The sequence below is a fragment of the Mycobacterium sp. SMC-17 genome, from assembly GCF_045310915.1.
GTDB lineage: Bacteria > Actinomycetota > Actinomycetes > Mycobacteriales > Mycobacteriaceae > Mycobacterium.
In genome coordinates, this window is sequence record NZ_JBJIAK010000003.1 from 160,771 (window position 1) to 184,736 (window position 23,966).

Sequence of the window (23,966 nt, forward strand, 5' to 3'; positions counted from 1 at the left end):
TTATCCCTTGGTGTTCTCGGCGTCGTCGCCCTTGGTGATCTGGGTGAAATCGGCCAGACCGTTCCAGGTCAGCTGGGCCGTCACACCCGGCCCGACGCCGCCGGCCGCGATGTAGTCCCACAGCGGGATCACCGGGAGGTCGTGCAGCAGGATCGCCTGGGCCTGATTGACGAGCGCATACGACTGGTTCGGATCGAGCGCCCGTTCGGCCTCGATCAGTTTCGCGTCGAACGCCGGTGAACTGTAGACCGGATCATTGGAGCCCGCGCCGCTCACGAACTGGGGCTGCAGGAACTCGATCATCGACGGGTAGTCGCCCTGCCACCCGCTGCGGAACGCCGTCCGAATGGTCCGCTTGGTGATTTCGTCCCGGACCTGCTTGAACGTCGGCTGCGGAGCGCCGTGCGCGTCGATGCCGAGCGCGTTCTTCAACTGGTTCGACAGCGCGTCCACCCACACCTGGTGATCGCCGTCGGAGTTGTACGCGACCGCGAACGATCCCGACCACGGCGCGATCGCGTCAGCCTGCGCCCACAGTTGCTTGGCTTTGACCGGATCGAACTTCAGCACGTCGTTGCCCGGGATGTTCGCGTCCCAGCCCGGTAGCGACCGGGCGGTGAAGTCTTCCGCCGCGCCGCGGGCGCCGCGGAAGATCGCCTTGATGATCTCGGGCCGGTTGATCGCCATCGAAATCGCCGCGCGTCGCAGGCGACCCTCCTCGCCGCTGAAATGCGGGAGGAAATAGGGGATTCCGAGCTGCAAGTTCTGGGCGGTCGGTTTGGTCAGCGCCCTTTTCCCGAGCACCTTCTTGTAGGTGCCCAATGCGCTCACCGGCACAGTGTCGAGCACGTCGAGGTTGCCGGACTCGAGGTCGGTGTACGCGGTGTCGAAGCTGCTGTAGAAGATGAAGCTCAGGCCACCGTTCTTCGGCTTGTCCGGACCCTGGTAATGCGGGTTGCGCACCACATCGAGCTTGACGTTGTGCAGCCAGGCGTCCGGGCCCTTCAGCATGTAGGGGCCGTTCCCGACGGGATGCTCGCCGAACTTGGCTGCGCCCTCGGCGAAGAACACATCGGGCAATGGCTTGAACGGCGTGAATCCGAGCCCCAGTTTGAAGTCGATGTTGGGGCTGGTGAGGCGCACCGTGAAGGTGTAGTCGTCCACCACCTTCAAGCCCGACATCTCGGTCAGCGAGGAACCCTCGGCGGCGACGGCGTCGTACCCCTCGATCGGTGAGAAGAAGCTCTGCTGCAGTTGTCCGTTGACGGTGGCGGCACCGAAATTCCATGCGCGGACGTAGTTTTGGGCCCGTACGGGGGTGCCGTCGGTGAAGGTCCAGTCCCGTCTGAGGTGAACGGTGTAGTTCTGATTGTCGGTGGTGTCCACGGACTCCGCGTTCGCCAACACCGGCGTGCCGTCAGCGGTGTAGCAGTACAGACCCGTGAACAACGAATCGACGATGCGACCGCCCATGTTCTCGTTGGTGTTGGTGGGCACCAGACCGTTCTGTGGCTCACCGCCGTTGACGGTGATGATCGCGTCCGGGCCGGTGCCGTAGTTACCGCGCGCGCCTTCCAGGCTGCACCCCGACGCGGCCAGCACCACGCCCGTCATCGCCACAGACAATGACCTTGCTGCCCATTTCACTTCGGACCTCCGATCGAGTGGCTTCACATTTCCACAGGTCGATTCCGTCGGCCAGACGAGGAACGTCAGGCGACGAGCGCATCGCGCTCTTTCGGCAGTTTCGACGGCGATGACGTGCCACGATGGAAACAGGGCAAACGATCGAGCGGTGTACCGATGAACGGTAGCGACAAGGCGTTGGGGCGTGTGGTCGCGCTGCTCGCACTGCTGTTCGTCGTTTCCCTCGCCCTGCGCGGCCATCTGCCCGGCAGCGGTCACCCGCAGCCCGACAAGCGGGCAAGCGGCACCGCGAGCCAGGTGGGCATCGACACCCTGCTGGTCGTCTCGGTGCTCATCGTCGCGATCGCCTTGATCGCATCGCTCCGGCGTCCGAGGACTCCGGGCGCGTCGGCGGCCTTCCCGTTGCCGGGGTCGTTCGAGGGCAAGCTCACGTGGAAGCCCGTCCGCCGTCTGCTGCTGATCGGTGGCGGGGTGTTCCTCGCCTGGCTGGTGATCCTGCTCCTGCTGTCACATCTGCAGCTGCTGCAACTACCTGCTCTGCCCTTCGCGGAACCCCCGCAGAACAGAGCGCCGATCACCCCGGTGCCATCACCGCCGCCGTCACCGGCACCGGGGCGGCCGCCCATGTCGCCGCCGCAACAGGAGCCCAGCGTCTTCGGCTACCTGCTCGCCGCCACCGTGATGATGTTGCTGCTGTGGGCTGTCGGCGGTGTCCTGGTCCGCAGAAGCCGGCGTGCTGCCGAACCGCAGCCGCCGGTCGCTGACGGCCCGGAACCGATGGTCGGGGAGTCCACACCGGAAACCCTGACGCGGGCAGCGGAATTCGGACTGGCCGAGATCGGCGACCGCAGCCGCGGGCCGCGCGAGTCGATCATCGCCTGCTACGCCGCAATGGAGCGGGCTCTGGCGGACGCCCCCGGCGCCGCGCCACAGGAATCGGACACGCCGTCTGAAGTACTCGCCCGGGCCGTCGAACACCATGCATTGCACGCGGGCAGCGCGACCGAGCTGGTCGCCTTGTTCGCCGAGGCGCGCTTCAGCCCGCACGTCATGACCGAGCACCACCGCGAGATCGCCGCCGGGGCGCTGCTCCGGGTACTCGACGAGTTGCGGAGCCTGACATGAAGAGGCTTGTGATCGTCGGGATTACGTTGGTGATCGGAGCGGAACTGCTCATGCTCGTCCTCGGAGATCGCCGAGCGGTCGGGTGGGTGTCCGCGGTTGTCGCAGTGTTCGTGCTGTGGGCTGTCCGGCGCCGGCTCGTCGACCGCGGACCGCGGTTCGTCGAACCGGCCGGGAACGATGCGGAAGAGTCGTTGCGGGACTGGATCGTTCGGACCGAAACGCTGATCCAGTGGTCGGAGACGACGCGCGGCGACTGGGATCAACACCTGCGGCCCACATTGGCACGGGAGTTCTTCATGGCGACCGGCCCACAGCAGGCCAGGGACCCGGTCGCGATGCAAGCCACCGGCCGGATGGTCTTCGGGGATCAGTTGTGGCAGTGGGTGGATCCGCACGACGTCCGTCGGTCCAGCCGCGGCGAGCCCGGGCCGGGCCGGGCCACGCTCGATGAAATCCTGCACCGATTGGAGCGGCTATGACCATGCCGGCGGAGCTGACGACGGCCCATTCCGAGGCGGTGCTCGACGAGATCGAGCGCGTGGTGGTGGGCAAGCGAGCCGCGCTGACCCTGATCTTGACCGCCGTGCTCGCGGGTGGCCATGTGCTCATCGAGGACCTCCCGGGACTGGGAAAGACGTTGATCGCCAAATCTTTTGCGCGAGCGCTGGGCCTGGCCTTCACCCGTGTGCAGTTCACTCCGGACCTGCTGCCCGCTGATCTGCTCGGTTCGACGATCTACGACATGCAGTCCGGCCGGTTCGAGTTCCGGCGCGGGCCGATCTTCACCAACCTGCTGCTGGGCGACGAGATCAACCGGACGCCGCCCAAGACGCAGGCCGCACTGCTGGAGGCCATGGCGGAAAGCCAGGTGAGCATCGACGGCGAAACCCACCGGTTGCCGGCGCCGTTCATCGTCCTTGCCACGGACAACCCGATCGAGTACGAGGGCACGTATCCGCTGCCGGAGGCACAGCTCGACAGATTCGCGGTCCGAGTCGAACTGAAGTACCTGTCGGGTACCGACGAAACGGTGATGCTGCGCCGCCGCCTCGAACGTGGTTCCGCCGAGCCGATGGTGAAACAGATTGTCGATGCTCATGATCTGCTCGCCATGCGCGAGTCGGTCGAGCAGGTGACAGTGCACGACGACGTCCTGCACTACGTGGTGTCACTGGCGGCGGCCAGTCGTAGTCACCCGCAGGTTGTCGTCGGAGCCAGCCCCCGGGCCGAGCTCGATCTCGTGCAACTCGCCCGTGCGCGTGCGCTGTTGTTCGGCCGGGACTACGTGATCCCCGAGGACGTCAAAGCACTTGCCATTCCGGTGATTTCGCACCGGATCAGTCTCAAGCCGGAGATGTGGGTCCGCAGTGTCCACGGCAGCGACATCGTGGCACAGCTACTGCAACGCCTGCCGGTGCCGCGGACCCGTGGTGGGCCGTCGTGACGCATATGACCGAGCCCCGTGAAGTCGAATTACGCTGGCGTGCCTCATCGCTCACGAAGGCCATCGCCACCTGTGCCGGCGTGGCCCTCGCCGCCGCCGTGCTGGGTCCGCGGTGGCAGCTCGTCGCCTTCGCGGCGCCGCTGCTCGGTGTGCTGTGCTCGATCAGTTGGCAGCGCCCGTCTGCCAAGGTGTACGTGCAGGGGCAGCCGGGGCTGACCCGCTGTTTCGAGAACGACGAGACGCGGCTGACGGTGTGGGTGACGACGGACGCGCCGACCATCGCGGCCGAGGTGACGGTGTCGGTCGAATCAGGCATGGACATCGAGGTTCTCGAGGGCAGTGCCGCACCGCTGCAGACCGTCGCGGTGCGGGCCGAGCGCTGGGGCCGCTATCCGATCTGGGCCGTCGTCGACGCGGTGGCGGGCGGGGGACTGCTGGCCGGGACAGGCACTGTCGAAACCGCCGAAGTCTTCGTCTTTCCCGTTGCCCCGCCCCAATCGACACCCATACCGCGTATCGAATTACCCGACCGGCTCGGCACGCATCTCACCCGGCACGTCGGACCGGGCGTCGAGTATGCGGACGTCCGTGCCTATCTTCCCGGCGACCAGTTGCGCACCATCAACTGGCCGGTGAGCGCCCGCCGGGGCCGGCTTCATGTCACCGAACGGTTGACCCACCGCGCCGCGGACGTGATCGTGCTCATCGACACGAGCATGCAGCCTCTCGGCCCGGCCTCTGCCGCGATGGAGCGGGTCGTGCTCGGCGCCGCGCAGGTGGTGCAGAGCGCGCTGCGGAATGGTGACCGCGCCGGCATCGTCGCGCTCGGTAGCGCGCGGCCGCGGTGGATCGGCGCCGACATCGGTCAGCGCCAGTTCTACCGCGTGCTCGACGCCGCGATGGCGGTCGGGCGGGAATACGAAACCACGACAGGCACATTGGCGCCGCGCGCGGCCGTCCCGCCGGGCGCGATCGTGTTCGCCTTCTCGACGTTGCTCGACACCGCATTCGCGTTGGCACTCACCGAGCTGCGGAACCGCCGGCACACCGTGGTGGCGGTCGACGTGCTGGAAGGGCCTCCGTTCGACGGCGAGCGGGATCCGACGCTGGCCCGCATGTGGGCGCTGCAGCGCCACGCGATGTACCGCGACATGGGGATCGTCGGCGTCGACGTCGTGCCGTGGCCGTCGACCGTCACTCTGGATCAGGCGCTGCGGTTGATGCCGGCACGCCGGCGGGCCGCGAGGCGGTGACGCGATGACGACCGACGCGGCAACCCGGTTGGGGCAGCCTGGCGCCCAGGCACTTTCGGCCGGTTTCGGCGTCCTCATGGTCGCGGTGGCCGGTGTTCAGGCCCACGGCACGGCCGTGATTGTTGCCGTGTCGGCACTGGCGGCAGTGGTGGTTGGGCTGGCGTTCCGGGCTGCGGCGACGGGGGCGGTGCTGCTCACGGTGGTGGTGCTGGCGCTGTCCGACTCGCCGGCACTGGTCGCGGCGCTGTCGGGACTGTCCGCGGCCGCGTACCTGCTGATGCGACATGCGGCGGGCGCCGGGGTGGTCACCCTGACCAGGCCGACACTGCTTGCCATGCTTGGGTTCACGCTCGTCGGTGTGGTCGCCGGCGCGGTGGATCTGGGCCTACCGTGGCTGCCGCTGCTGGCGCCGCCGGCGGTGATCGCGCTCTATTGGCTGGCGTTGGCACCACACACCGAGTCGAACCGCTAGAGGAGTTCCGATCAGCGGAATTTCCCGAAACCAAAGTTCCGGTGACCGAAACCCGTAGTGCGCCCGAATGATCCGCCGAGCATTCTCCTGGTCGAGAGCCGTTTCCGACAGGCTCATGAAGGAGATCACGGTGACAGCGGTTGTGAGCGGCGAGTTCGTGGATTTCGGTGCTGAGGAACTGTCCGACCTGCACGGTGTATTGCGCGACCTACGGGCCCGCGCGCCGTACGCCGAGGCGCGTTTCCACGGCATGCCCGCGCTGATCATTCTCAGCGACGAGTTGGTCACCGACCTCTTCAAGGACGAGGAGACGTTCCCGGCCGCGGCGATGTACGGCATGACGACCGGCCCCGCCATGGGCAAGACGCTGCAATGCATGGCCGGTCAAGAGCACCGCACCAACCGCGCCCTCGTCTCGCCGGCATTCCGTCGAGCACTCATCAAGACGTACAGTGCCGAACTGCTCGAGCCGATCGCGCAGGACCTCGTCGACCAGTTCGCCGGCAGGGGCCGGGCCGACCTGGTCACGGAATTCACCCAGCAGTACCCGTTCCGGATCACCAACGAGCTGTTGGGTCTCCCGGTGGACGACTATGCCCTGTTCGCCAAGTGGGCCCACGACTTGTTCTTCTACCCGACGGATCCCGACGCCGCGATGCGTGCCCGGGAGTCGTTCACGGACTACCTCCGGCCGCTGGTCGAGGACAAACGGCAGAACCCGTCCGACGATCTGTTGTCCAAGCTCGTCACCACCGAGGTCGACGGCGTCCGGCTGACCGACGAGGAGATCTATTCGTTCGTCCGGCTCCTGTTTCCGGCGGGGGTGGACACGACCTACCTGAGTCTCGGAAACACGTTGTGGGCGTTGCTCACTCATCAAGACCAGCTCGATCGGGTCCGGAGAGATCCGGACGAGGCCCGGTGGGCGGTGCAGGAAGGATTGCGCTGGGAACCCGGGCCGTCGATCATTCCGCGTTTCGCGGCCACTGACGTGACCTGGCACGGCATCGACATTCCCGCGGGCACGTGGCTGCTGTTGGCCATCGCGGCAGCCAACCGGGACCCCGCCGTGTACACAAACCCCGACGTCTTCGACACCAGCCGGCATGCGACCGCACAGCTGAGCTTCGGCACCGGGCCGCACGTGTGCCTCGGCCAGGCGCTGGCCACCACGCAGATGGAGATCGCGGTGAAGGTGCTGCTGAACCGACTGCCCGGCCTACGGCTCGCCGATCCGTCCAGTGTCCGGATCGCCGGACGACTCGGGACCGAGTTGCGCGGCCCCGACCACCTGCAGGTCGTCTTCGATCCGCAGTGATTCCGTCAGGTGCCGGTGAGTTCGGTCAAAGTAGCTGCGGTCGAGCGTATTTCACGGACGTATTCGTCACGTTCGGCGCGGCTCACCTGTGATCTCAGGCAGCCGATCTGCAATTCGTAGACGGCATTGCCGCCGCGATCGAACACCGGAGCGGACAGGTAGCTGATCGACAGTGCGGCGTCGGCAGCCAGTTCCTCGGTGGTGTAGGGCCGGGCGCTCAATCTGCTCAGGAACTGGAACAACCGCTGCCTGAGGGCCCCGCTGCGGGGGTGCTCGGCCAGCAATCCGACGACCTCGCCCACGACCTCGAGGATCTCGAGTGCGGCACCGTCGGCGCCGAACACGGCCACTCCGCTACGGCGGACCTGGCGTAGCAACGCCTGCAGTACCGGACGGTGGGCCGCCGGCGCCGTATCGATCCAGTCGTGTTGTGACTGCTTGTTGCGATAGGCCATGACCGACACACCCAACGGCGCGGTCATCGGCAGGCGCGCCCCGGTGTCGACGCCGGCGGGCACCTGGCCCGGCCCGGCGGCGACACCGACCATGGTCATTTCGGTCTGGTCGACGAGCGCCAAGGAGACGGCGCACCCGACCCGGTCGGCGAGCTCGGCCAGCACATGGGAGAACGCTTCCGAGGGGGTCAGCTGCGACTGCACCGCACCGGCGAGCCGCAGCAGACCGGGGCCCAGCCGGTAGCGGCGGTCGGCCTGCCGCGACACCCAGCCCGCCTTCGAAAGTGCCGCCAGGATCGACGTCACCGTCGACCGGCTCAGTTCGAGGCGAGATGCCATGGCGGCCACCGATACCGGCTCCGCTTCGGTGGCGATGAACTCCAATACCGCCACGACGCGGTCGGTCGGTGGTGAATCGACGCGTGCAGGCGCGTCCGCGGCCGTCACACGTGGTCCTGGACGGAGCCAGCTGGCGAGAAATGGCGCATATTCGTCACTTTATCAATTTCTCTGGCGATATGCCGTCGTCTGGTTCAGGCTGACATCACTTGACATCAGGACATCGCAAAAATCAGGAGCAACAAGCATGAGCGTCGAGGTCGAAAGCTGCCCGCCCAGTGCAGTTCTCGAGCGGGCATCCCTGGTGCTCGGCACGTTCGACGGGCCTGGCCGGCAGACCTTCACCCAGATCGTCCGGCGCACGGGCCTACCCAGAACGTCCGTCCACCGCATCCTCGAGCATCTGGTCGAGCTCGGCTGGCTCCGGCGGAATGGACGCGATTACGAACTCGGATTTCGGCTGGCCGAATTGGGTTACCTTGCGATACATCAGGATCGGCTGCACCGCGCAGCCATGCCGTTTCTCTGGGACCTGCATCAGGCCACCGGTCACACCGTGAACCTGGCCATCCTCGATGGTCTCGATGTCGTGCATCTGGGGGTCGTCGGTGACCGGGCTGCGGTCACGGCTACGCCGGCGGCGGGCCGTCGCCATCCGGCGCAGTCCTCGGCCATGGGGCGGGCGATGCTCGCGCACGTACCGGCCGGCCGGCTGGCTGCGGTCGAGGCGGCGACATCGGGTGCGCTGCGTGAGGAGCTGGCACTGGTGCGGGCTCGGGGCTTCGCGGAAGACCGGGACGAAACATTCGCCGGGATAGCGTGTTTGGCCGCTCCGATCGGGCGCGGAGCCGAGATTTGCGCTGCGGTATCGATAAGTGGAGCGGCCGGCCGGATGGCATCTGACCATCGGCTGGTGGCGCTGGTTCAGACGACTGCCGCGCGCGTCTGGCGAGCGTATTCGGGCCGACAGGCCGGAGTGCGTCGACTGCGAGCCGTGCGTTGATCGTCCGGTGCGCGAATGTTGCTGGCGCAGTGGGTAGTTCCGCTCATTGGAACCGTAGCTGCGGTGGTGCGGCTCGGCGTGGTCGCATGTGATGGGCTGGTGGCCGACGAGAATGTCGCGACCCGCTTTCTCGATACATATCAACGGATTCCGCCCAACCGGAACCTCAATGGAGAGGAGTGCGATGAGTGCCGCAACGAGCATTGGTCGTGTCGGAGGACTAGCAGTTGCGCTCGGCGTCGGGACCGCGGTCCTCACCGGGCACGGGGTGGCCTGGGCCGACGATGGTTCCACGGGGTCGGGAAGCAAGACCGGCACCAGCTCAGCGACGGATTCGGCGGCGCCGAAAGCCGCCACCTCCGGCGACAAGGCTTCGACCGGTTCCAGCCGTAAAGCGCGTAAAGGCCTGAAGAACGGCTCAAAAACATCGGACACTGCGGGTTCGTCCACCGCCTCCGGTCAGACGGGCGGCACCTCCGCCACGCCGGCCGAGAGCGACACCGCCCCGGCAGCCGCTGATGACACGAAGACCGGAAGTGCTCCGTGGAGCAAGAACAAGTCACCCAAGCCACAGCCGAAGCCGAAAACTCCCGGCGCGCAACAGTCGATCTCATCGAACACTCCCGCATCGACGCCGGCGGCGGCCGGCTCGGTGCCCTCGACCTCATCGACGGCCAAGAGTGGGTCACCGAGTGCTGTGGTTTCCGCGACCGCGGCAGCGCCCGCTGTCGTCGCCCCACGCGCCGCGAACCTCTCGACGCTGTCGGCGGCCGTGCCGACGGCCACCACCACCCGGCCGGTCGTATCCACGGCGGCCACCGCGCCGGCGCATTTCCTCACGGCCGCGGTGTCCGGCATCACGACGGCCGTCTCGAACCTGCTGGCACCGTTCGCCGGCCATTCGCCGACCGCACCCGCGCGGCCCGGCTCGCTGGAAGGGTTCCTGTCATTGGTCCGTCGCGAGCTGGACTCCTTGTTCCGCAGCAAGCCGCCGACCATCAGCTACGACGCGGCACAGACGCTGCAGATGAACGGTGCCATCCTCGGCCAGATCACCACGTCGGATCCCAACGGCGACAACGTGAAACTCCGCGTGTCGACGGGTCCGGCCAACGGGACCGTGACCTTGTTCGCGGATGGCTCGTTCAAGTACGTGCCGAATCCGGAGGCGTTGGTGCACGGCGGGACGGACAGCTTCACCGTGACCGCAAGCGATCTCAAAGGTGACCCGCTGGGTCTCAACGTGATGTCACCCGGACCGCACACCACCACCAAGGTGGTCACCGTCAGCACGGTGGCACAGACCAGCCCGCTGGCGACCGCGACCGAAATCAGCACCGAGCAAAGGGCACTCGCGCTCCTGAACTCCGGCGCGATGGATGGTGCGATCGCCGCCCTGAAGCAGAAGTGGATCAACACCCAAGCCGTGACGTTCTCCGATGTGCCTGGCGGCGTCGACGCCCAGAACATGGCGATGCTCGATGCGGCGGTGCGGCAGTACGCCATGTATTCGGCAATGGCCGCGATCAACATCGCGGACAACGCCGCGGGCAATCCGTCGTTCAACTGGATCGCCACGCCACCGCACACCATCGGTGGCGTGACCTCGCCGGGCAACCAGGTGCTCTACGACAACCCGGACACCTTGTACCGCATGGCGTTCATCAGCGATGGCAAGAGCTACGTCATCCACGGCAAGATCAACGGCCAGATGCCGCCCGACGTCAACATCACGGCGCAGATCGGTGCCACGGGCCAGTCATCGGCGATCCTCACCGGCGACCAACTGCAGGTCAATCCTGACGGCACGTTCACCATCGTCGCGGGCCGCGACCCGGCACTGGCCGGCACCACCAACTACCTGTTCCTGGGTGACGGCCCCGCGGGGACCAATGCCGGCCAGATCTTCGTGCGCAACACGGTCACCGATTGGAACACCAACCAGGGCCTCAGCCTGACCATCGAGCAGACCTCCGGTACCAATACGACATTGCCGTCGACGGCGATCACCAACATCGCCAACGGCGTCGTGATGCAGGCCGTCAACGTCACGTCGGACGCCTGGCTGCCCCTGGCGGGTCAGCATCCGGTCAACACGCTGCCGCAGCCGACCAACGCGGGCTCTCAGACGTTGTCCACGCAGAAACAGAGCATCGGGCACTTCAACCTGGCCGACAACGAGGCGCTCGTCATCACGCTGACGCCGGGCACCGCCAAGTATTTCAACGTGCCGGTGACCAACGCCTGGACCATCTCTCCGGATTACACGACGGGCGACCCGACGAGCCTCAACAACGCGCAGGCCATCGCCAACCCGGATGGGTCGTACACCCTCGTCGTCGCCAAAACCGATCCGGGCGTGGCGAACTGGGTGTCCACCGGCGGCCTGAACCAGGGCACGATCTTCGCGCGCTGGCAGGGCCTGGATCCGAATGCCACGGTCCAGCCGACGCTTTCGGCGCAGGTCGTCACGCTCGACGAGCTGAAGACCGTGCTGCCGAAGACCACGGTCTACGTCACCGAGGCGCAGCGCGCCCAGCAAATCGCTGAGCGGCAGAGCGGGTACACCCTCCGGACGGCGCCCTACGTGTCGATCGGTGGCACGACGGCAGTCTGAGGTCTGACGGCGGCGGTGACGTTCATGGAACGTCACCGCCGCTTCAGGTTTCGGCGTCCGCGGGCTAGGCGTCGACCAGCACGTCGGTCAGCCGCATCGCGATGGTCGCCCGCCGCGAGGCCAGCTGCCGCGCTGACCGCTGAATCTCCGCTGTCTGCTCGGTCCGGACGGCCTGGTAGCGCTGGAGTGCCGCGGCGACATCACCGTCCTGAGCATCGGACAGTTGACGTGCGAGTTCGGCACCGTCCTGGATCGCCTGATTGGCGCCCTGCCCGCCGAACGGCGTCATCGGATGCGCGGCGTCACCGAGCAGCGCGACGCGCGCGGTGGTCCAGCGCGCGATGGGGTCCCGGTCGTAGACCGGGTGCATGTACACCGGCCCGGTGGCGCCGCGGATCAGCTGACCCACGACGGTCTCGAAATCATCGAATTGCCTTGCCAGTGCTGCCACATCCGCACGCGCCGACCACAGGTGCAGTGGTGGTTCGTCGATACCGAGGGTCGCGTCGACCGCTACCTGCCGGCCCGCGCGCACCGGCATCGCGATGACGTGTTTGGCATAGTCGGCCGAATGCCACGAGCGCAACCGGTCGTTCGGGCGGGTACCGAGACAGTCGACGGGGCTGACGGCGCGGAAGATCACCGAACCGCAGTAGTTGATCGAGTCATCGCTGAAAAGCCCACGCACAGTGGAACGCAGCCCGTCGGCGCCGATCACCAACTGCGTCCGGATGACGGCGTCGTCGGCGAACGTGAGCTCGACGTGATCGTCATGCTCGGCGAGACCGGTCAGCTGGTGGCGCAGTCGAACTCGGTCCCGGCCGAGATGCGCCACCATCAGGGCATGCAGATCGGCCCGGTGGACGGTGCGCGGCGACAACTCGGCGTCGGCGTATCCGAACCGGCCGTGTTCCGAACCGATTTCCGGGATTGCCGCGTAGTCGGCGACGGACTCGACGTGACCGGTCTGATCGTGCGTCTCGAAATAGCGCGTCGCAGAGGAGATCCGGTTGAACTGCTCGAGCATGCCCCATTCGCCGAACAGTCGAAGCGTCGGTGGTGAGATGCCGAGCGGGCCGCCGACCTCGCCGAGCTCACGGGTCTTGTCCACCACGATGGCGTGGTGGCCGCCCTGCTGTAGTGCGTTCGCCGCGGCGAGTCCGCCAAGGCCGGCGCCGACGATGACGACAGGTGCAGTGATGTGATCTGACACGGTGAGTGCCTTTCTACAGATGGGTGAACCGCGCCAGGCCCTCGGCGTCGAGCGCGAGTCGGGGCACGGTGTCCGGTCGGTGGCTGACGACGGTGCGCACGTTGCCGATCGGCAGCCACAGCCCGTCATGGATGATTCGGGACTGGATGTCGTGCACCAGCTTTCGGCGCTCGGCGGGCTCGGGGCAGCGCAGCTGAGCGTCGAGCAGGTCGTCGAGCCGATCGCGTTCCACGCGGCACATCGCGTTGCGTTGATCGAGCGCGAACTGGTACCGCAACGCATCGGGATCGATTGCCGTGTAATAGAAGAACCGGAAATCGTAGTCGCCAGTCTGCTGCCGCGACCGGAGCTCGCCGAAGTCGACGTCGTGCAGCACCAGCTCGATGCGATGGTCCGCCCACTGGCCGGCAACCGCGGACAACAGTTCGGCGTCGACGGGGGAGAACGAGCTGTTGAACACCACCTCGAATCGCAACCCGTCGGCGGCGGCCGCATCGAGCAACCGGTGTGCCGCTGCCGGTTCGTGCCGCAACTGGGCCGAGCAATCCAGGTAGTGCAGCGCGGTCGGCGTGAGCACCGAGCCGGCGACGGTGTAGCCGCACGTCTGCAGGATCGGGCGCAGCCGCTCACGATCGATCAGCAGCGACAACGCGCGCCGGATTCGGTGATCGGCAAGAGGACCGCGGGATACGTTGGGGCACAAGCCATAACTGATCCCCGGGTTGTGGATTTCGGCCGTCACGAAGCCGTCCGTGCTACCGGCGCGCACCGCGGCGGATCCGCCGTCGCGCGCGTCGAACACCAGACGATGTCTGCCATCGGTGAGGCACCCCGACTCCGCCGGCACCCACGAGCCGGTGCCGAGCCGTATGTCACCGGTCGACGGCTTACTGACCGCCAGGTTCACTCCGGCCAGGCTGTGCAGGAATGCGGCGTTGTGCCGCTCGAACCGGAACGTGACCGTCTCGCCGCGTGATTCGACGGCTGACAGTCCGGTGAGCGCGGCCCCCGCCGCCGGCAGGGGAGTGGCGTCCGCAAGGTCGGTCATGATGTCGCGGAAGCTTTTTCGGACCAGCTCTGCGGTGAGCGGCGTGCCATCGGAGAAGTGCCGGCCGGGCGGGACCGTCACCTCCACGGTGAGCGGATCGGGGCGACGCCACGACGACGCCAGCCACGGTCGCAGCTGGGCGGTGACCAGGTCGATGTCGACGAGGCTCTCGAACACCTGTCGCACATAGGTTTTCGAGATGCCGTTGTAGGCCAGGCGCGGGTCTGTGGTGAGTTGCCCGGGCGGCCAGGCGAAGACGATGTCGCGCCTCACCGTTGGACCTCCACACGAGCGGTGACGACCGGCCGTACGGCGACGGACGCGATGACCCCGACGACGGCGATCAGCACCCCGGCGAAGATGAGCAGGCGGTGCGGATCCGCGAAACCGCCGATCGCCGTTGCCCCTACCGACACCCCGATGGCCGCGCCCAACGCCCGCAGGTAGTGGTACACCGCGGAATCGAACGTCACCCGGCCGGAACTCGTCAGCACGTTGGCGGCCAGTGAACTCCAGAGGAAGCCCATGGCGCCGCCCATCACGGTGGCACTGATCAGCGACGAACCCACATGCTCGGCGCTGACCGCGACCCAGCAGCCGGCCAGTGCCAGACAAGCCGCTCCGTAAGCCACCAACCGGGTGTTCTTCGCGGCATCGCCGGGGCGGCCGAACCTCGAGATCGGCAACAGACCAGCGACCACCGCCATGGGCACGAGAACGAGCGCCGCCCGGTACGAGGTGAAAGAGTGCACCCGTTGGAGGACATAGATCACCACCAAGGTGAAGACGTTGGTCGCGATGCCCGCCACGAAGACGATCAGGAAGCTGCGATACAGAATCGGCCGGCGACCTCCGTCCCCGGCCGACGATCGGCAGGCGCCGATGACCACGACGCCCAGGACCGTCGCCAGCACGCTCAACGCGGCCTTGGTCGTCAGGTCGCTCGTCGTCCCGGCCGCCAGGAAGATGACGACCTGCGCCAGCCCGAAACCGATGATCAAACCCGCACCTTGGCGAGAGGTCTCGGGCGCAGTCTCGAGTTCGGGTGCCTGCGGCCGCGCGCCCCACGCCAGCAGCGGAATCGACACAACCGTCGTCAGCACCGTCTCGTACGGGAAGGCCCGCCACCCCCACGCGTCGTTGAGCACGGCGGTGATCAGTGGTGAACACAGCGCTGACGCCGACACCACGAACCCCCAGGTGCCGAGGAATGCCGTGTGGTGATCGGGATAGAACTGCTGTCGCGCGATCCGGAACAACTGCGGTGCCAGCACGGCCGACGCCGCGCCCTGCAGGAACCGGACCACGATGAGGATCCAGAACGACGGGCTGAGGCTCGCGGCGACGCCGAGTACCGCGAGCGCTGCCGAACTGACGAAGAACGTGGTGAGCGGCCGGCAGCGGTGCAGCAGCAGGCCGGCCGGCAGGAGGGTCGCACAGAACCCGGCGAGAAAGGCCACGCCGACGTTTGCTGCCAGCCCGTAGGGCACGTGAAAGAAATCCGAGATCGACGCGTTCAAGAGAACGGTCGCGGAGGAGTTCGAATAGAGGGTGTACTCAGCGAGGTACAACGACGCCGCAACGGCGTAGAGAGATGGCTTCATTTCTCATCACAGGAACTGGAGGGGTGAACGTTCGGGCAGCGGAAATCAGCGCGCGAATTTGTTCAGGGGCGCCAGGCGGGCGCGGTTCCAGATCGAGGACAGAAAAGACGGGGCGCACGACGAATGCGCCCGCACCATGGGTGCGGAAGCCTGGTCGGAACGAGCACCCACGCCGGCGACTATACCGGCCGGCGCGGTCGGTACCCGCGCTGCTGGAAGGTGGAATCCCGGCCGCCGAGTTTGCCGGAAACCTGACTGGATCGCGCATGTGAACGCGGTCCTAATTGCTGTGGAATGAATATTTGCTGGTCAGGGTTTTGTCTTACTTTTCTGTATGCGGGTAAGATGCGGAGATGCTGTTTCGCCACGTACATCGCGCGGTCGTTGCCGGCGCGGTCGCTCTGCTCACGGTTGCGGCCCCGCTCGTCATCACGGGCGTGGAGCCGGTGGCTGTTGCCGACGACTGTCCCGACGCCGAAGTCATCTTCGCGCGCGGCACCGACGAGCCGGCAGGTATGGGCCGGGTCGGGGATGCCCTCGTTGATGCGCTGCGCAAGCAGGCCGGCGGCTTGACCATCAGGTCGTATGCGGTGAACTACAAGGCCACCATCACGCAGCGGCACAGTGGCGAGGGGGCCAAGGACGCGATCGCTCACATCAAGTCCACGGCGTCGGCTTGCCCCGATACAAAGATCGTTCTGGGTGGCTACTCGCAAGGCGCGAGCGTCGTCAACATCGTGGCCGGCTTCTCCGGTATCAACTGGGGTGATCCGTTGCCGCCTGAGTACAACAAGAACATCGCGGCCGTCGCTACTTTCGGCAACCAGGCAGACCGCACCGACGGAGCGCCGCCGACCCAGAACTCACCGCTCAGTCCCAAGGCGATCGACCTCTGTAATCCTGCCGACCCGATCTGCCACGCCGGTGCGGGCAATTCCTGGAGTGGACACACGCAGGGTTATGTTCCCGCTTACACGGACCAGGCAGCGGCTTTCGTGGCGTCGAAGCTCCTTGCCGGCTCGCATCTGACACCGCCCGGGTACGGCTCGCAGTTCCCGGCGTATGGCCCGCAGCCCGGTACCAACCCGCAAATGGGCTACGGCGCATTGCCCGGACCTCCGCAGACGTACGGCACGCCGCCGGGCCCGCAGGCCGGCTACGGATTGCAGCCTCCCAGTTCGGTTCCGTCGACCTCCACTACGACGTCGCCGACTCCCGGACCCGCTTTGTCGTAGCGCCGCTGCTGTGCGCAGCAGTACGTGCGCACAACAGGTTTCGCAGTTTTCGGCGGACTCCACGACCGGCATCTTGAGCGCTACGGTGACGAATCCAGTTGCAAGCGAACAGTTTTGATGCAATTCATGGCACGCCGGCCTGTCGGCGGCGTGAGTACGCCATCGTCGCGCGCAACCACAGTTACGTCAGAACTGCTGTGGAACAACGGGTCTAGCGCGTCGTGGCATTGACGGCGCTGTGATAAAACCGGCGAAATTCCGTTTCAGGTAAGCACGGCAAAGTCCTGAAGAATTGCTGTACGTAGCGCATTGTGCGGCGTACGCTTTCCCCAGCTGCGCCGGGTGCGGCCTGCCTCGGCGCAGTGCGAACTTCGGGAGCAACCATGTTGGCCCAGGGATTTGATGTCGTCATCGTCGGCGCTCGATGTGCCGGCTCGCCGCTGGCCACGATGCTGGCGCGGCAGGGTGTGAACGTTGCGGTACTCGAACGCGCGACATTTCCGCGAGACACCCTGTCGACCCACATCTTCGAGGCCGACGGGTTGGCTTTCCTCGATCGGCTCGGCGTGACGGATCAGCTGCACGCAACCGGTGCGCCGTTCATGATGCGGTCCAATTCCCGCGCCGAGGACTTCCGATTCAATGTCGAATGGCCACAACGCGCAGGCGATGTCGGAGGTAGTGCCTCGGTCCGGCGCACCCTGCTCGACCCGATCCTCGTCGGTGCCGCCGAGCAGGCGGGGGCTGAAGTGCGAATGGCTGCCGATGTCACGGGCCTGGTGCAGGACGACGGCCGGGTCACCGGCGTGCGCGTCCGGACTCGCGGCCGGGAGGACGAGCTGCGTGCCCGGCTGGTCGTCGGCGCAGACGGTCGTAACTCGACCGTCGCCAATCTTGTTGCGGCACGGAAGTACAACGTCGTGCCCAATCAACGGTTCGCGTACTGGGCTTTCTTCGAGGGCGCGAACATGCCGGCGGAACCGACCAATGTGTTCCATCGGTGGGCCGACAAGTTCGTGATCAGCGCCGCAGCCGACAACGGGCTGTATCAGGTCATCGTGATCCCCGAGTTGAGCGAGCTCCCGCGATTCCGCGCCAACCTCGAACGCAGCTTCATGGAACACGCCCTCAGTTGTGAACCGGTGGCCGAGGCGCTTGAGGGTGCTCAGCGGGTCGGCAAGTTGTTCGGGATGGTCCACTACAACGGTTTCTTCCGGGACCCGTGCGGGCCGGGGTGGATGTTGGTCGGCGACGCCGGCCATTTCAAGGACCCGGCGCCGGGCCGGGGGATCGGTGACGCGTTCGCACAGGTCGACGCGGCGGTGCCGAAAATCATGGCGGGGCTGGGCGGTTCACTGGAGGTGCAGGACGCGGCGCTGACGATGTGGGCCGGTGGCGCGATCACGAATTCTCCGATCATTATTGGTTCGCCGACGATCTGGGCAAGGCGGGCCGAGTGCCGGCCGTCTTCCCGCAGATGGTGGCGGACCTGCACGACAACGGGCAGATCGGGCGGTTCCTCGATCTCTTCACGCACCGGGAGAAGTCGTCGCAGGTGCTGAGCCCGGGCCGGTTGTTCGGCTCGGCGGGGCGGCTCCTGCGACGCAGACCCCAAGGCAGGCGCGCCCTGATGAACGAGGTGCGGACGCTGGTCGGCGAAAATGCGCGTCATCAGTTCCTCAACCACCGCCACGCGTACGCGACGGCGGCCGAGGCGCTGAAACCCGCTGGTGCGACAGAGGTTGACGCCACCAGCACAGCGTGAGCGCCTGTCAGGTCAGGGTGTACGACGTCATCGACAGCGACCCGTAGGTATAGCCGTCGACGAGCACGTGCGCAGGGGTGTCGGCGGCGGCGCACAGCCCGGCGAAATAGAGCATCGGGATGAAGTGGTCCGGTGTCGGTGCGGCGGCGGCGAAGTCGGGATGTTCCCGAAGGCGCAGAATGTCCGCGGGTGCGGCGGTCAGCAGATTGGCCGCTGCATCGTCAAACCTTGTGGCCCAATCAAATCCGCTGTCGGGAAGCCGTGCGTTCATGGCCCGCAGGTTGTGCACGATGTTGCCGCTGCCGACGATCAGCACGCCGCGGCTGCGCAACTCGGCCAGTTGTGCGCCCAGCGCGACGTGTTCCTCCAGCGGCTTCTCGGCGTTGATCGACAACTGCACCACCGGGATCGAGGCATCCGGGAAGGCATGCACCAATACCGACCAGGTGCCGTGGTCGATGCCCCAGCTGTCCCGGTCAGCGCCGACCCAGGTCGGTTTGACGGTCTCGGCGATCTCGTCGGCCAGCTGGGGCAGTCCCGGCGCCGGGTACTGCACACCGAACAACTCCTGTGGGAAGCCGTAGAAGTCGTGGATGGTGCGGGGCTGCGCCATCGCGGTGACCGCGGTGGCGTTGATGTACCAGTGCGCACTGATCACCAGGATCGCCCGGGGCCGTGGCACCGACTGGCCGAATTCCGTCCATGCGGCTGTGTACCGGTTGCGTTCCACGGCGTTCATCGGACTGCCATGCCCGATGAACGCGGCGGGCATGACGGTGGGCGGGTCGACTGATCCGGTCATTGTCCGATCAACGCTACCGACATTCCTCCCGGGTTGCCGCTCGGGCGGCAGCGCGACCCGCTCGCCGGCCGAAGAATGAACCCGCGCCCAACTGGGTGCCGCTGGAGTACCCCTTGGCGTCCTGCGCGATGGTGGACGTACAGGCGCCGGCGGCGTAGAGCCCGGCAATGGCACTGCCGTCGTCGCGTAGCACCGCGCCGTCGGCCGAGATCGCCAGGCCCCCGAGGGTGAAGCCGCTGTAGAACGCCTTGCCCAGACTTAAGTCGAATACCGCCCACGGTCCGACGTCCTGCGGCTCCAGATACGTTGCCGCCTTGTGGAAGTCGGGGTCCTCGCCGCGGGCCGCGTTGGCGTTGTACCGGTCGAGTGAGGACTGCAGCCGGCCGGCCGGGATACCGAGGGCGGCTTCCATCTCGGCGACCTCTTCCCAGCCGTCGATCAACTGAACTAACGGCATCGTCGGCATCTCGACATGTCGTGAATCGACGACGAGGTACGCGACGCTGTCGGGCTGCTCGAGGGCGAAGGCGGAAGTTCTTGCGTGATAAGAGTCTTCGGCGACGAACCGGTCCCCGTTGCGGTTCACGATCAGACCGGTGAGGAGTGTGGCAGGCGGATAGACCGGGGCTGTCATGAACGCCTGGTCCAGGTATTTGGTTGCTGCACCGACAGCTTGACCCATGCGGATACCGCTGCCGTCGTCATAGGTGCTGCCCAAGGCAAAGACGCGCTCGTCGGCCAGTCGCGGCACGTGCGCCGCCAGCATCTCGCGGTTCATCACGAAGCCGCCGGTGGTCAGGACGACGGACTTCGCCCGCACTGCACCCGTCTCACCGAAGTGCTTCCAGGTTGCGCCGACGACCCGGTCGCCGTCGACGACGAGGGCGGACACCCCTGTCTCGTAACGGATTTCCACGCGGAGTTCGCCCAGTCGCTCGACGAGAAGCTTGACGACCATGCCCGCGCCGCCGGTATCGCCGGGTACCGGGACCTTGTGGCCCCGTGGTGCCGGAACCGCCTGCTCGCGGAACGGCCACACCTGCTCATTGCCGGTGTACATCAGGCCCTGCGTCTCCGGCTGAATGACGGCCTTGTGCGGGTAGTAACTGCGCTCGAACTCGAATCCGAGGGCTTCCAGCCACCGGAAATGTTCGGCACTGCCGCCGCAGTAGGCGTTGATCAGTTCCGGCACAGGCTCTTTCGAGACGGCAGTCAGATAGGCGGCCATCTCGCCGGCGGAGTCGTTGTGGCCGCTGGCCTCCTGTACCGCGGTGCCGCCGCCGAGATAGAAGTGGCCGCCCGCCATCGCCGTGGTGCCGCCGGCCACCGCGGCCCGCTCGAGTACGAGCACACGCGCGCCCGCGGCGGCTGCTTCGACGGCCGCGCATCCGCCTGCCATGCCGAGTCCGACAACGAGTACGTCGACCTCGTCGGAGAACGACGAAATACTTTGTGCGGAAACTGTTTCCGGAATCATCACGCACCTGCCGCGGTCTTCTTGATGTGCTCGAACATCGCCCGAATCTCGGGACTGAACTCGCCGAGTTCGATGTATGGCACCCCGGCCGATGCTCCGTCGATATAGGCGAAACGCATCAATCCACCGGACATCTCACCCTGTTGCACGATGGCCAGCCGCTGTTCCTGTGCCGACGCCACGGCCGCGTCGAAATCACCTGGTTCGAAGCACACATGGTGCAGGCCCGGTCCGCTGCGCTGCAGGAATTCGGTATAGATGCTGACGCCGCGCACCGGCTGGATCAGCTCCAGCTGCATGTCGCCCGAGTAGGACATCGAGATGTGGGCGGTGAAATCCGCCGGCTCCCCGTGGAGGCGGCAGGTTTCCGGCCCGAACTCGATGTTGGGCAACCGGACCCATGACCCGACGCCGAACTGCCTGCTCAGCAGCTGCTCGGTTGCCTCGATGTCTTCAGTGACCCAGGCGGTTTGGCAGATCGGTCCATACGAGACGGTCATGGGATTCCTTCCGGGAAGCCGGCTGTGCGACTGGACGACCAACTCAAACTAAGCGCTACCGCTTAACTGGTCAAGCGTTGGTGATTGCAATCTGAAGCGCAAGAACTACACTGAGGCCTGTGAGTCGGACCGATGCACGCACGCAGCTGCTTCTCGCCGGCGAACGCCTGATCGCGGAGTTCGGCCCCGAGGTGTCGCTGCGCGACGTCGCGGTGGCTGCAGGGCAGCGGAACAATTCGGCCGTCCACTATCACTTCGGATCACGAGATGGCTTGATAAAGGCCATCATCGGTCATCGCCAGGCCCCCTTGGAGCAGGCGCGGCTGACGCTGCTGGCCGAGCACGAAAGTGCCGGGGAGCCCGACGACAGCATCACCGCCCTGGTGGCCATCCTGGTCGAGCCGCTGTTCGATACTCCGTATTCCGACGGGTCGAGCCACTACGCCCGTTTTCTCGAACGCGTGCGCAATCATCCGGTCATGGCCGAGCTCACCCTGACGGCGGAGCAGTGGCCGGCCACCCGGATCCTCACCACCCGGCTGCTGCGGGCCCTCGATCACCTACCGGAAGCGCTTCGGCGCCAACGCATGGCGGCGATGGCGTCGGTCATGTACACGCTGCTCGCCGACCACGAACGTCATGTGGAGGAGCATCGCGACGCGGTCCGCGGTGCCCTGAGTGAGGCCGAGGCGAGGGACAACATCGTCGCCATGGTGGTCGGTCTGCTCACCGCACCGATGCCCGCCCTGATCGAACCCCGGTGAGAACAACGATGGAGGAACGCATGTCGGTCACGGACCAGGAGCAGCCAGACGTCCGGCAGATCGAGGCGGGGGAGAACCCGACCAGGTTCGCCCGCGGCTGGCACTGCCTCGGCCTGATCCGTGACTTCAATGACGGTGCGCCCCATCAGATCGACGCGTTCGGTACGTCGTTGGTGGTCTTCGCCGACAGTCAGGGCCGGCTCAACGTGCTCGACGCCTACTGCCGCCACATGGGTGGCAACCTCGCGTACGGCAGCGTCAAGGGCGACTCGATCGCGTGCCCGTTCCACGACTGGCGCTGGGGCGGTGACGGCAAATGCACCTTGGTGCCCTACGCCAAGCGGACGCCGCGGCTGGCGCGCACCCGCTCGTGGCTCACGCTCGAACGCAACGGGCAGCTTTTCGTCTGGAACGACCCGCAGGGCATCGCCCCGCCGCCGGAGGTCGACATCCCCGAGATCGAGGGATACGGCACGGACGCCTGGACGGACTGGACCTGGAACATTCAGCTCATCGAAGGTTCGCACTGCCGCGAGATCGTCGACAACAACGTCGACATGGCGCATTTCTTCTACGTGCACTACGCATTTCCCCGGAACTTCAAGAACATCTTCGAAGGCCATGTCGCCACCCAGGTGATGGACTCGACGCCGCGGGATGACATGGTCGTCAGCACCTTCCATGACCCGACGTCGATTCTCTATTCGGAGGCTTCGTATTTCGGGCCCTCGTACATGATCGACCGGCTGCGCAGCGTGGCCAACGGGATGACCGTCGACACCATCCTGATCAACTCGCACTATCCGGTCAGCCCGAACTCGTTCGTGCTGCAGTACGGTGCCATCGTCAAGAAGCTGCCCGGCCTGACCGAACTGGAAAACGCCGAACTCGCACGGACTTTCATCGAGGGTGTGCAGACCGGCTTCGAGCAGGACGTCGAGATCTGGAAGCACAAGGCCCGCATCGACAACCCACTGCTCACCGAGGAAGACGGACCGGTATATCAGCAGCGCCGCTGGTACGAGCAGTTCTATGTCGACGTCGAGGACGTGACACCGGATATGACCGACCGCTTCGAGTACGAGATCGACACCACGCATTCCATCGAGAGCTGGGAAGCCGAAGTGGCGGACAATCTGGCTGCCCTGGCGTCGGGCTCTCTGTCACAACAGGATTCAGCCTTCACCGGATTGGCTGTGGCCGAGTAGGGCGGCCACCAGGTCGAGCGCGGTACCGATCTCGGGGGCGCCGCCGCCCAGCAGCGGCGCGTACAGATGCGCGTCGCACATGCGGATGAGCGCGAGGCCGAAAGTGGCGGTGGGTAGCGGTAATTCCATGCGGCCGGCGGCCACCTCGGCGTCGAGGAGTTCTCCCACCAGGCGCCCCGCCGTCTGTTCCACGAGTCCGGGCAGCAGCATGAGCCGCACGATCAGGAGCGGCTCACGCTGCGACACCGCCTGCAGTGGTTTGGCGTCGACAACCGCATTCAGAAAGCGGTCCATCACCGCAAGGATGTATTCGGTGCCGCCGGGTGGTTCGGCGTCGGGTCCGGCCTCGGCGGCCATGTCGGCGACGGTGCGCCGAAAGGTGCGTTCGGTGGCCTCGGCCAGCACGGTGGCCAGCAGGTCTTCCCGGTTGCCGACGAGCCGGTAGAGGGTCGAGCGACCGATGCCGAGTTCGGCGGCCAGTGCCGACATGTCGACCGGCTCGCCCGCCAGATAGAGCCGGGTCGCCGCGTCGACCGCGGCCTGGCGGCTCAAGGCGGTGCCCAGTCGCGCGGACGGGGGCGTCGTCGAATCAGCTCCGGACATCCACCCATTATGGGACATTGCGCCGCTGTGTGCCAGTGTGGCACACTTCGGCTATGTGTCCCACATTGTGGGGC

General features: G+C 66.3%; 22 protein-coding genes. 13 read left to right on the forward strand and 9 right to left on the reverse strand.

Features of this window, described 5'->3' with window-relative positions:
* A complete protein-coding gene (locus ACJH7A_RS03350; protein WP_406801443.1) occupies nt 1–1,614 on the reverse strand; it encodes an ABC transporter substrate-binding protein in 1,614 nt (537 codons plus the stop codon).
* A 189-nt stretch (nt 1,615–1,803) separates the two neighbouring features.
* Between ACJH7A_RS03350 and ACJH7A_RS03355 the strand changes: the two genes are divergently transcribed.
* The 6 genes from ACJH7A_RS03355 (at nt 1,804) to ACJH7A_RS03380 (ending at nt 7,259) form a co-directional block, all read left to right on the forward strand.
* Nucleotides 1,804–2,772: a DUF4129 domain-containing protein gene (locus ACJH7A_RS03355; RefSeq protein ID WP_406801428.1), complete on the forward strand. Its 969-nt coding sequence runs from the start codon at nt 1,804–1,806 to the stop codon at nt 2,770–2,772.
* Nucleotides 2,769–3,251: a hypothetical protein gene (locus tag ACJH7A_RS03360; protein ID WP_406801429.1), complete on the forward strand. Its 483-nt coding sequence runs from the start codon at nt 2,769–2,771 to the stop codon at nt 3,249–3,251. The genes ACJH7A_RS03355 and ACJH7A_RS03360 overlap by 4 nt, the downstream gene beginning before the upstream one ends.
* Nucleotides 3,248–4,216 (forward strand): MoxR family ATPase, encoded by a 969-nt coding sequence (locus ACJH7A_RS03365; protein ID WP_212806536.1) that lies wholly within the window; start codon nt 3,248–3,250, stop codon nt 4,214–4,216. The genes ACJH7A_RS03360 and ACJH7A_RS03365 overlap by 4 nt, the downstream gene beginning before the upstream one ends.
* Nucleotides 4,217–4,221: 5 nt before the next feature.
* The gene (locus ACJH7A_RS03370) at nt 4,222–5,469 is read left to right on the forward strand and encodes a DUF58 domain-containing protein (RefSeq protein WP_406801444.1); all 1,248 of its coding nucleotides are present in this window, start codon (nt 4,222–4,224) and stop codon (nt 5,467–5,469) included.
* Nucleotides 5,470–5,473: 4 nt separating this feature from the next.
* Complete coding sequence (locus ACJH7A_RS03375; RefSeq protein ID WP_406801430.1) at nt 5,474–5,941, forward strand: hypothetical protein; 468 nt, start codon at nt 5,474–5,476, stop codon at nt 5,939–5,941.
* Nucleotides 5,942–6,071: 130 nt separating this feature from the next.
* Nucleotides 6,072–7,259 (forward strand): cytochrome P450, encoded by a 1,188-nt coding sequence (locus ACJH7A_RS03380; RefSeq protein ID WP_406801431.1) that lies wholly within the window; start codon nt 6,072–6,074, stop codon nt 7,257–7,259.
* A gap of 5 nt (nt 7,260–7,264) precedes the next feature.
* On the opposite strand, the gene ACJH7A_RS03385 is transcribed toward ACJH7A_RS03380, so the two are convergent.
* Nucleotides 7,265–8,161 (reverse strand): IclR family transcriptional regulator, encoded by an 897-nt coding sequence (locus tag ACJH7A_RS03385; RefSeq protein ID WP_406801432.1) that lies wholly within the window; start codon nt 8,159–8,161, stop codon nt 7,265–7,267.
* A gap of 139 nt (nt 8,162–8,300) precedes the next feature.
* Here ACJH7A_RS03385 and ACJH7A_RS03390 point away from each other — a divergent pair, with 139 nt between their 5' ends.
* A complete protein-coding gene (locus ACJH7A_RS03390) occupies nt 8,301–9,056 on the forward strand; it encodes an IclR family transcriptional regulator (protein WP_212806532.1) in 756 nt (251 codons plus the stop codon).
* A gap of 184 nt (nt 9,057–9,240) precedes the next feature.
* Nucleotides 9,241–11,673 (forward strand): Ig-like domain-containing protein, encoded by a 2,433-nt coding sequence (locus ACJH7A_RS03395; protein ID WP_406801433.1) that lies wholly within the window; start codon nt 9,241–9,243, stop codon nt 11,671–11,673.
* Between the two features lie 64 nt (nt 11,674–11,737).
* On the opposite strand, the gene ACJH7A_RS03400 is transcribed toward ACJH7A_RS03395, so the two are convergent.
* From ACJH7A_RS03400 to ACJH7A_RS03410, 3 genes are read right to left on the reverse strand one after another with little or no spacing between them, the layout of a single operon-like run.
* Entirely contained in the window at nt 11,738–12,886 is a 1,149-nt protein-coding gene (locus ACJH7A_RS03400; protein WP_406801434.1) for an FAD-dependent oxidoreductase, read from the reverse strand.
* Nucleotides 12,887–12,899: 13 nt separating this feature from the next.
* Nucleotides 12,900–14,207, reverse strand: a complete 1,308-nt coding sequence (locus ACJH7A_RS03405; RefSeq protein WP_406801435.1) for an ABC transporter substrate-binding protein — start codon at nt 14,205–14,207, stop codon at nt 12,900–12,902.
* A complete protein-coding gene (locus ACJH7A_RS03410; RefSeq protein ID WP_406801436.1) occupies nt 14,204–15,538 on the reverse strand; it encodes an MFS transporter in 1,335 nt (444 codons plus the stop codon). The genes ACJH7A_RS03405 and ACJH7A_RS03410 overlap by 4 nt, the downstream gene beginning before the upstream one ends.
* Before the next feature lie 353 nt (nt 15,539–15,891).
* On the opposite strand from ACJH7A_RS03410, the gene ACJH7A_RS03415 reads away from it, so the two are divergent.
* From ACJH7A_RS03415 to ACJH7A_RS03425, 3 genes are all read left to right on the forward strand, one after another.
* Nucleotides 15,892–16,773 carry a cutinase family protein gene (locus ACJH7A_RS03415; RefSeq protein ID WP_406801437.1) on the forward strand — a complete coding sequence of 294 codons (882 nt, stop codon included), beginning with the start codon at nt 15,892–15,894 and terminating at the stop codon, nt 16,771–16,773.
* A 383-nt stretch (nt 16,774–17,156) separates the two neighbouring features.
* Entirely contained in the window at nt 17,157–18,335 is a 1,179-nt protein-coding gene (locus ACJH7A_RS03420; RefSeq protein WP_135355308.1) for an NAD(P)/FAD-dependent oxidoreductase, read from the forward strand.
* A 68-nt stretch (nt 18,336–18,403) separates the two neighbouring features.
* Nucleotides 18,404–18,538 carry a hypothetical protein gene (locus ACJH7A_RS03425; RefSeq protein ID WP_256370081.1) on the forward strand — a complete coding sequence of 45 codons (135 nt, stop codon included), beginning with the start codon at nt 18,404–18,406 and terminating at the stop codon, nt 18,536–18,538.
* 7 nt (nt 18,539–18,545) lie between these two features.
* Here ACJH7A_RS03425 and ygiD read toward each other — a convergent pair whose 3' ends face one another.
* The 3 genes from ygiD to ACJH7A_RS03440 are packed head-to-tail and all read right to left on the reverse strand — an operon-like array spanning nt 18,546 to nt 21,317.
* On the reverse strand, nt 18,546–19,340 hold the full coding sequence (gene ygiD / locus ACJH7A_RS03430; RefSeq protein ID WP_110767729.1) for a 4,5-DOPA dioxygenase extradiol: 795 nt from the start codon (nt 19,338–19,340) through the stop codon (nt 18,546–18,548).
* Nucleotides 19,341–19,353: 13 nt separating this feature from the next.
* Nucleotides 19,354–20,817 carry an FAD-binding protein gene (locus tag ACJH7A_RS03435; RefSeq protein WP_135355307.1) on the reverse strand — a complete coding sequence of 488 codons (1,464 nt, stop codon included), beginning with the start codon at nt 20,815–20,817 and terminating at the stop codon, nt 19,354–19,356.
* Nucleotides 20,817–21,317, reverse strand: coding sequence for a VOC family protein (locus ACJH7A_RS03440; RefSeq protein ID WP_135355306.1), 501 nt, complete (start codon nt 21,315–21,317; stop codon nt 20,817–20,819). Before ACJH7A_RS03440 ends, ACJH7A_RS03435 begins: the two co-directional genes overlap by 1 nt.
* Nucleotides 21,318–21,436: 119 nt before the next feature.
* Between ACJH7A_RS03440 and ACJH7A_RS03445 the strand changes: the two genes are divergently transcribed.
* Together ACJH7A_RS03445 and ACJH7A_RS03450 are read left to right on the forward strand one after the other, a co-directional pair.
* Nucleotides 21,437–22,081 carry a TetR family transcriptional regulator gene (locus ACJH7A_RS03445; protein WP_061005974.1) on the forward strand — a complete coding sequence of 215 codons (645 nt, stop codon included), beginning with the start codon at nt 21,437–21,439 and terminating at the stop codon, nt 22,079–22,081.
* 20 nt (nt 22,082–22,101) lie between these two features.
* Nucleotides 22,102–23,289 (forward strand): Rieske 2Fe-2S domain-containing protein, encoded by a 1,188-nt coding sequence (locus ACJH7A_RS03450; protein ID WP_167837880.1) that lies wholly within the window; start codon nt 22,102–22,104, stop codon nt 23,287–23,289.
* Here the strand turns inward: ACJH7A_RS03450 and ACJH7A_RS03455 are convergent.
* Nucleotides 23,257–23,892 (reverse strand): QsdR family transcriptional regulator, encoded by a 636-nt coding sequence (locus ACJH7A_RS03455; RefSeq protein ID WP_244602181.1) that lies wholly within the window; start codon nt 23,890–23,892, stop codon nt 23,257–23,259. The genes ACJH7A_RS03450 and ACJH7A_RS03455 overlap by 33 nt on opposite strands.
* Nucleotides 23,893–23,966: the final 74 nt, after the last annotated feature.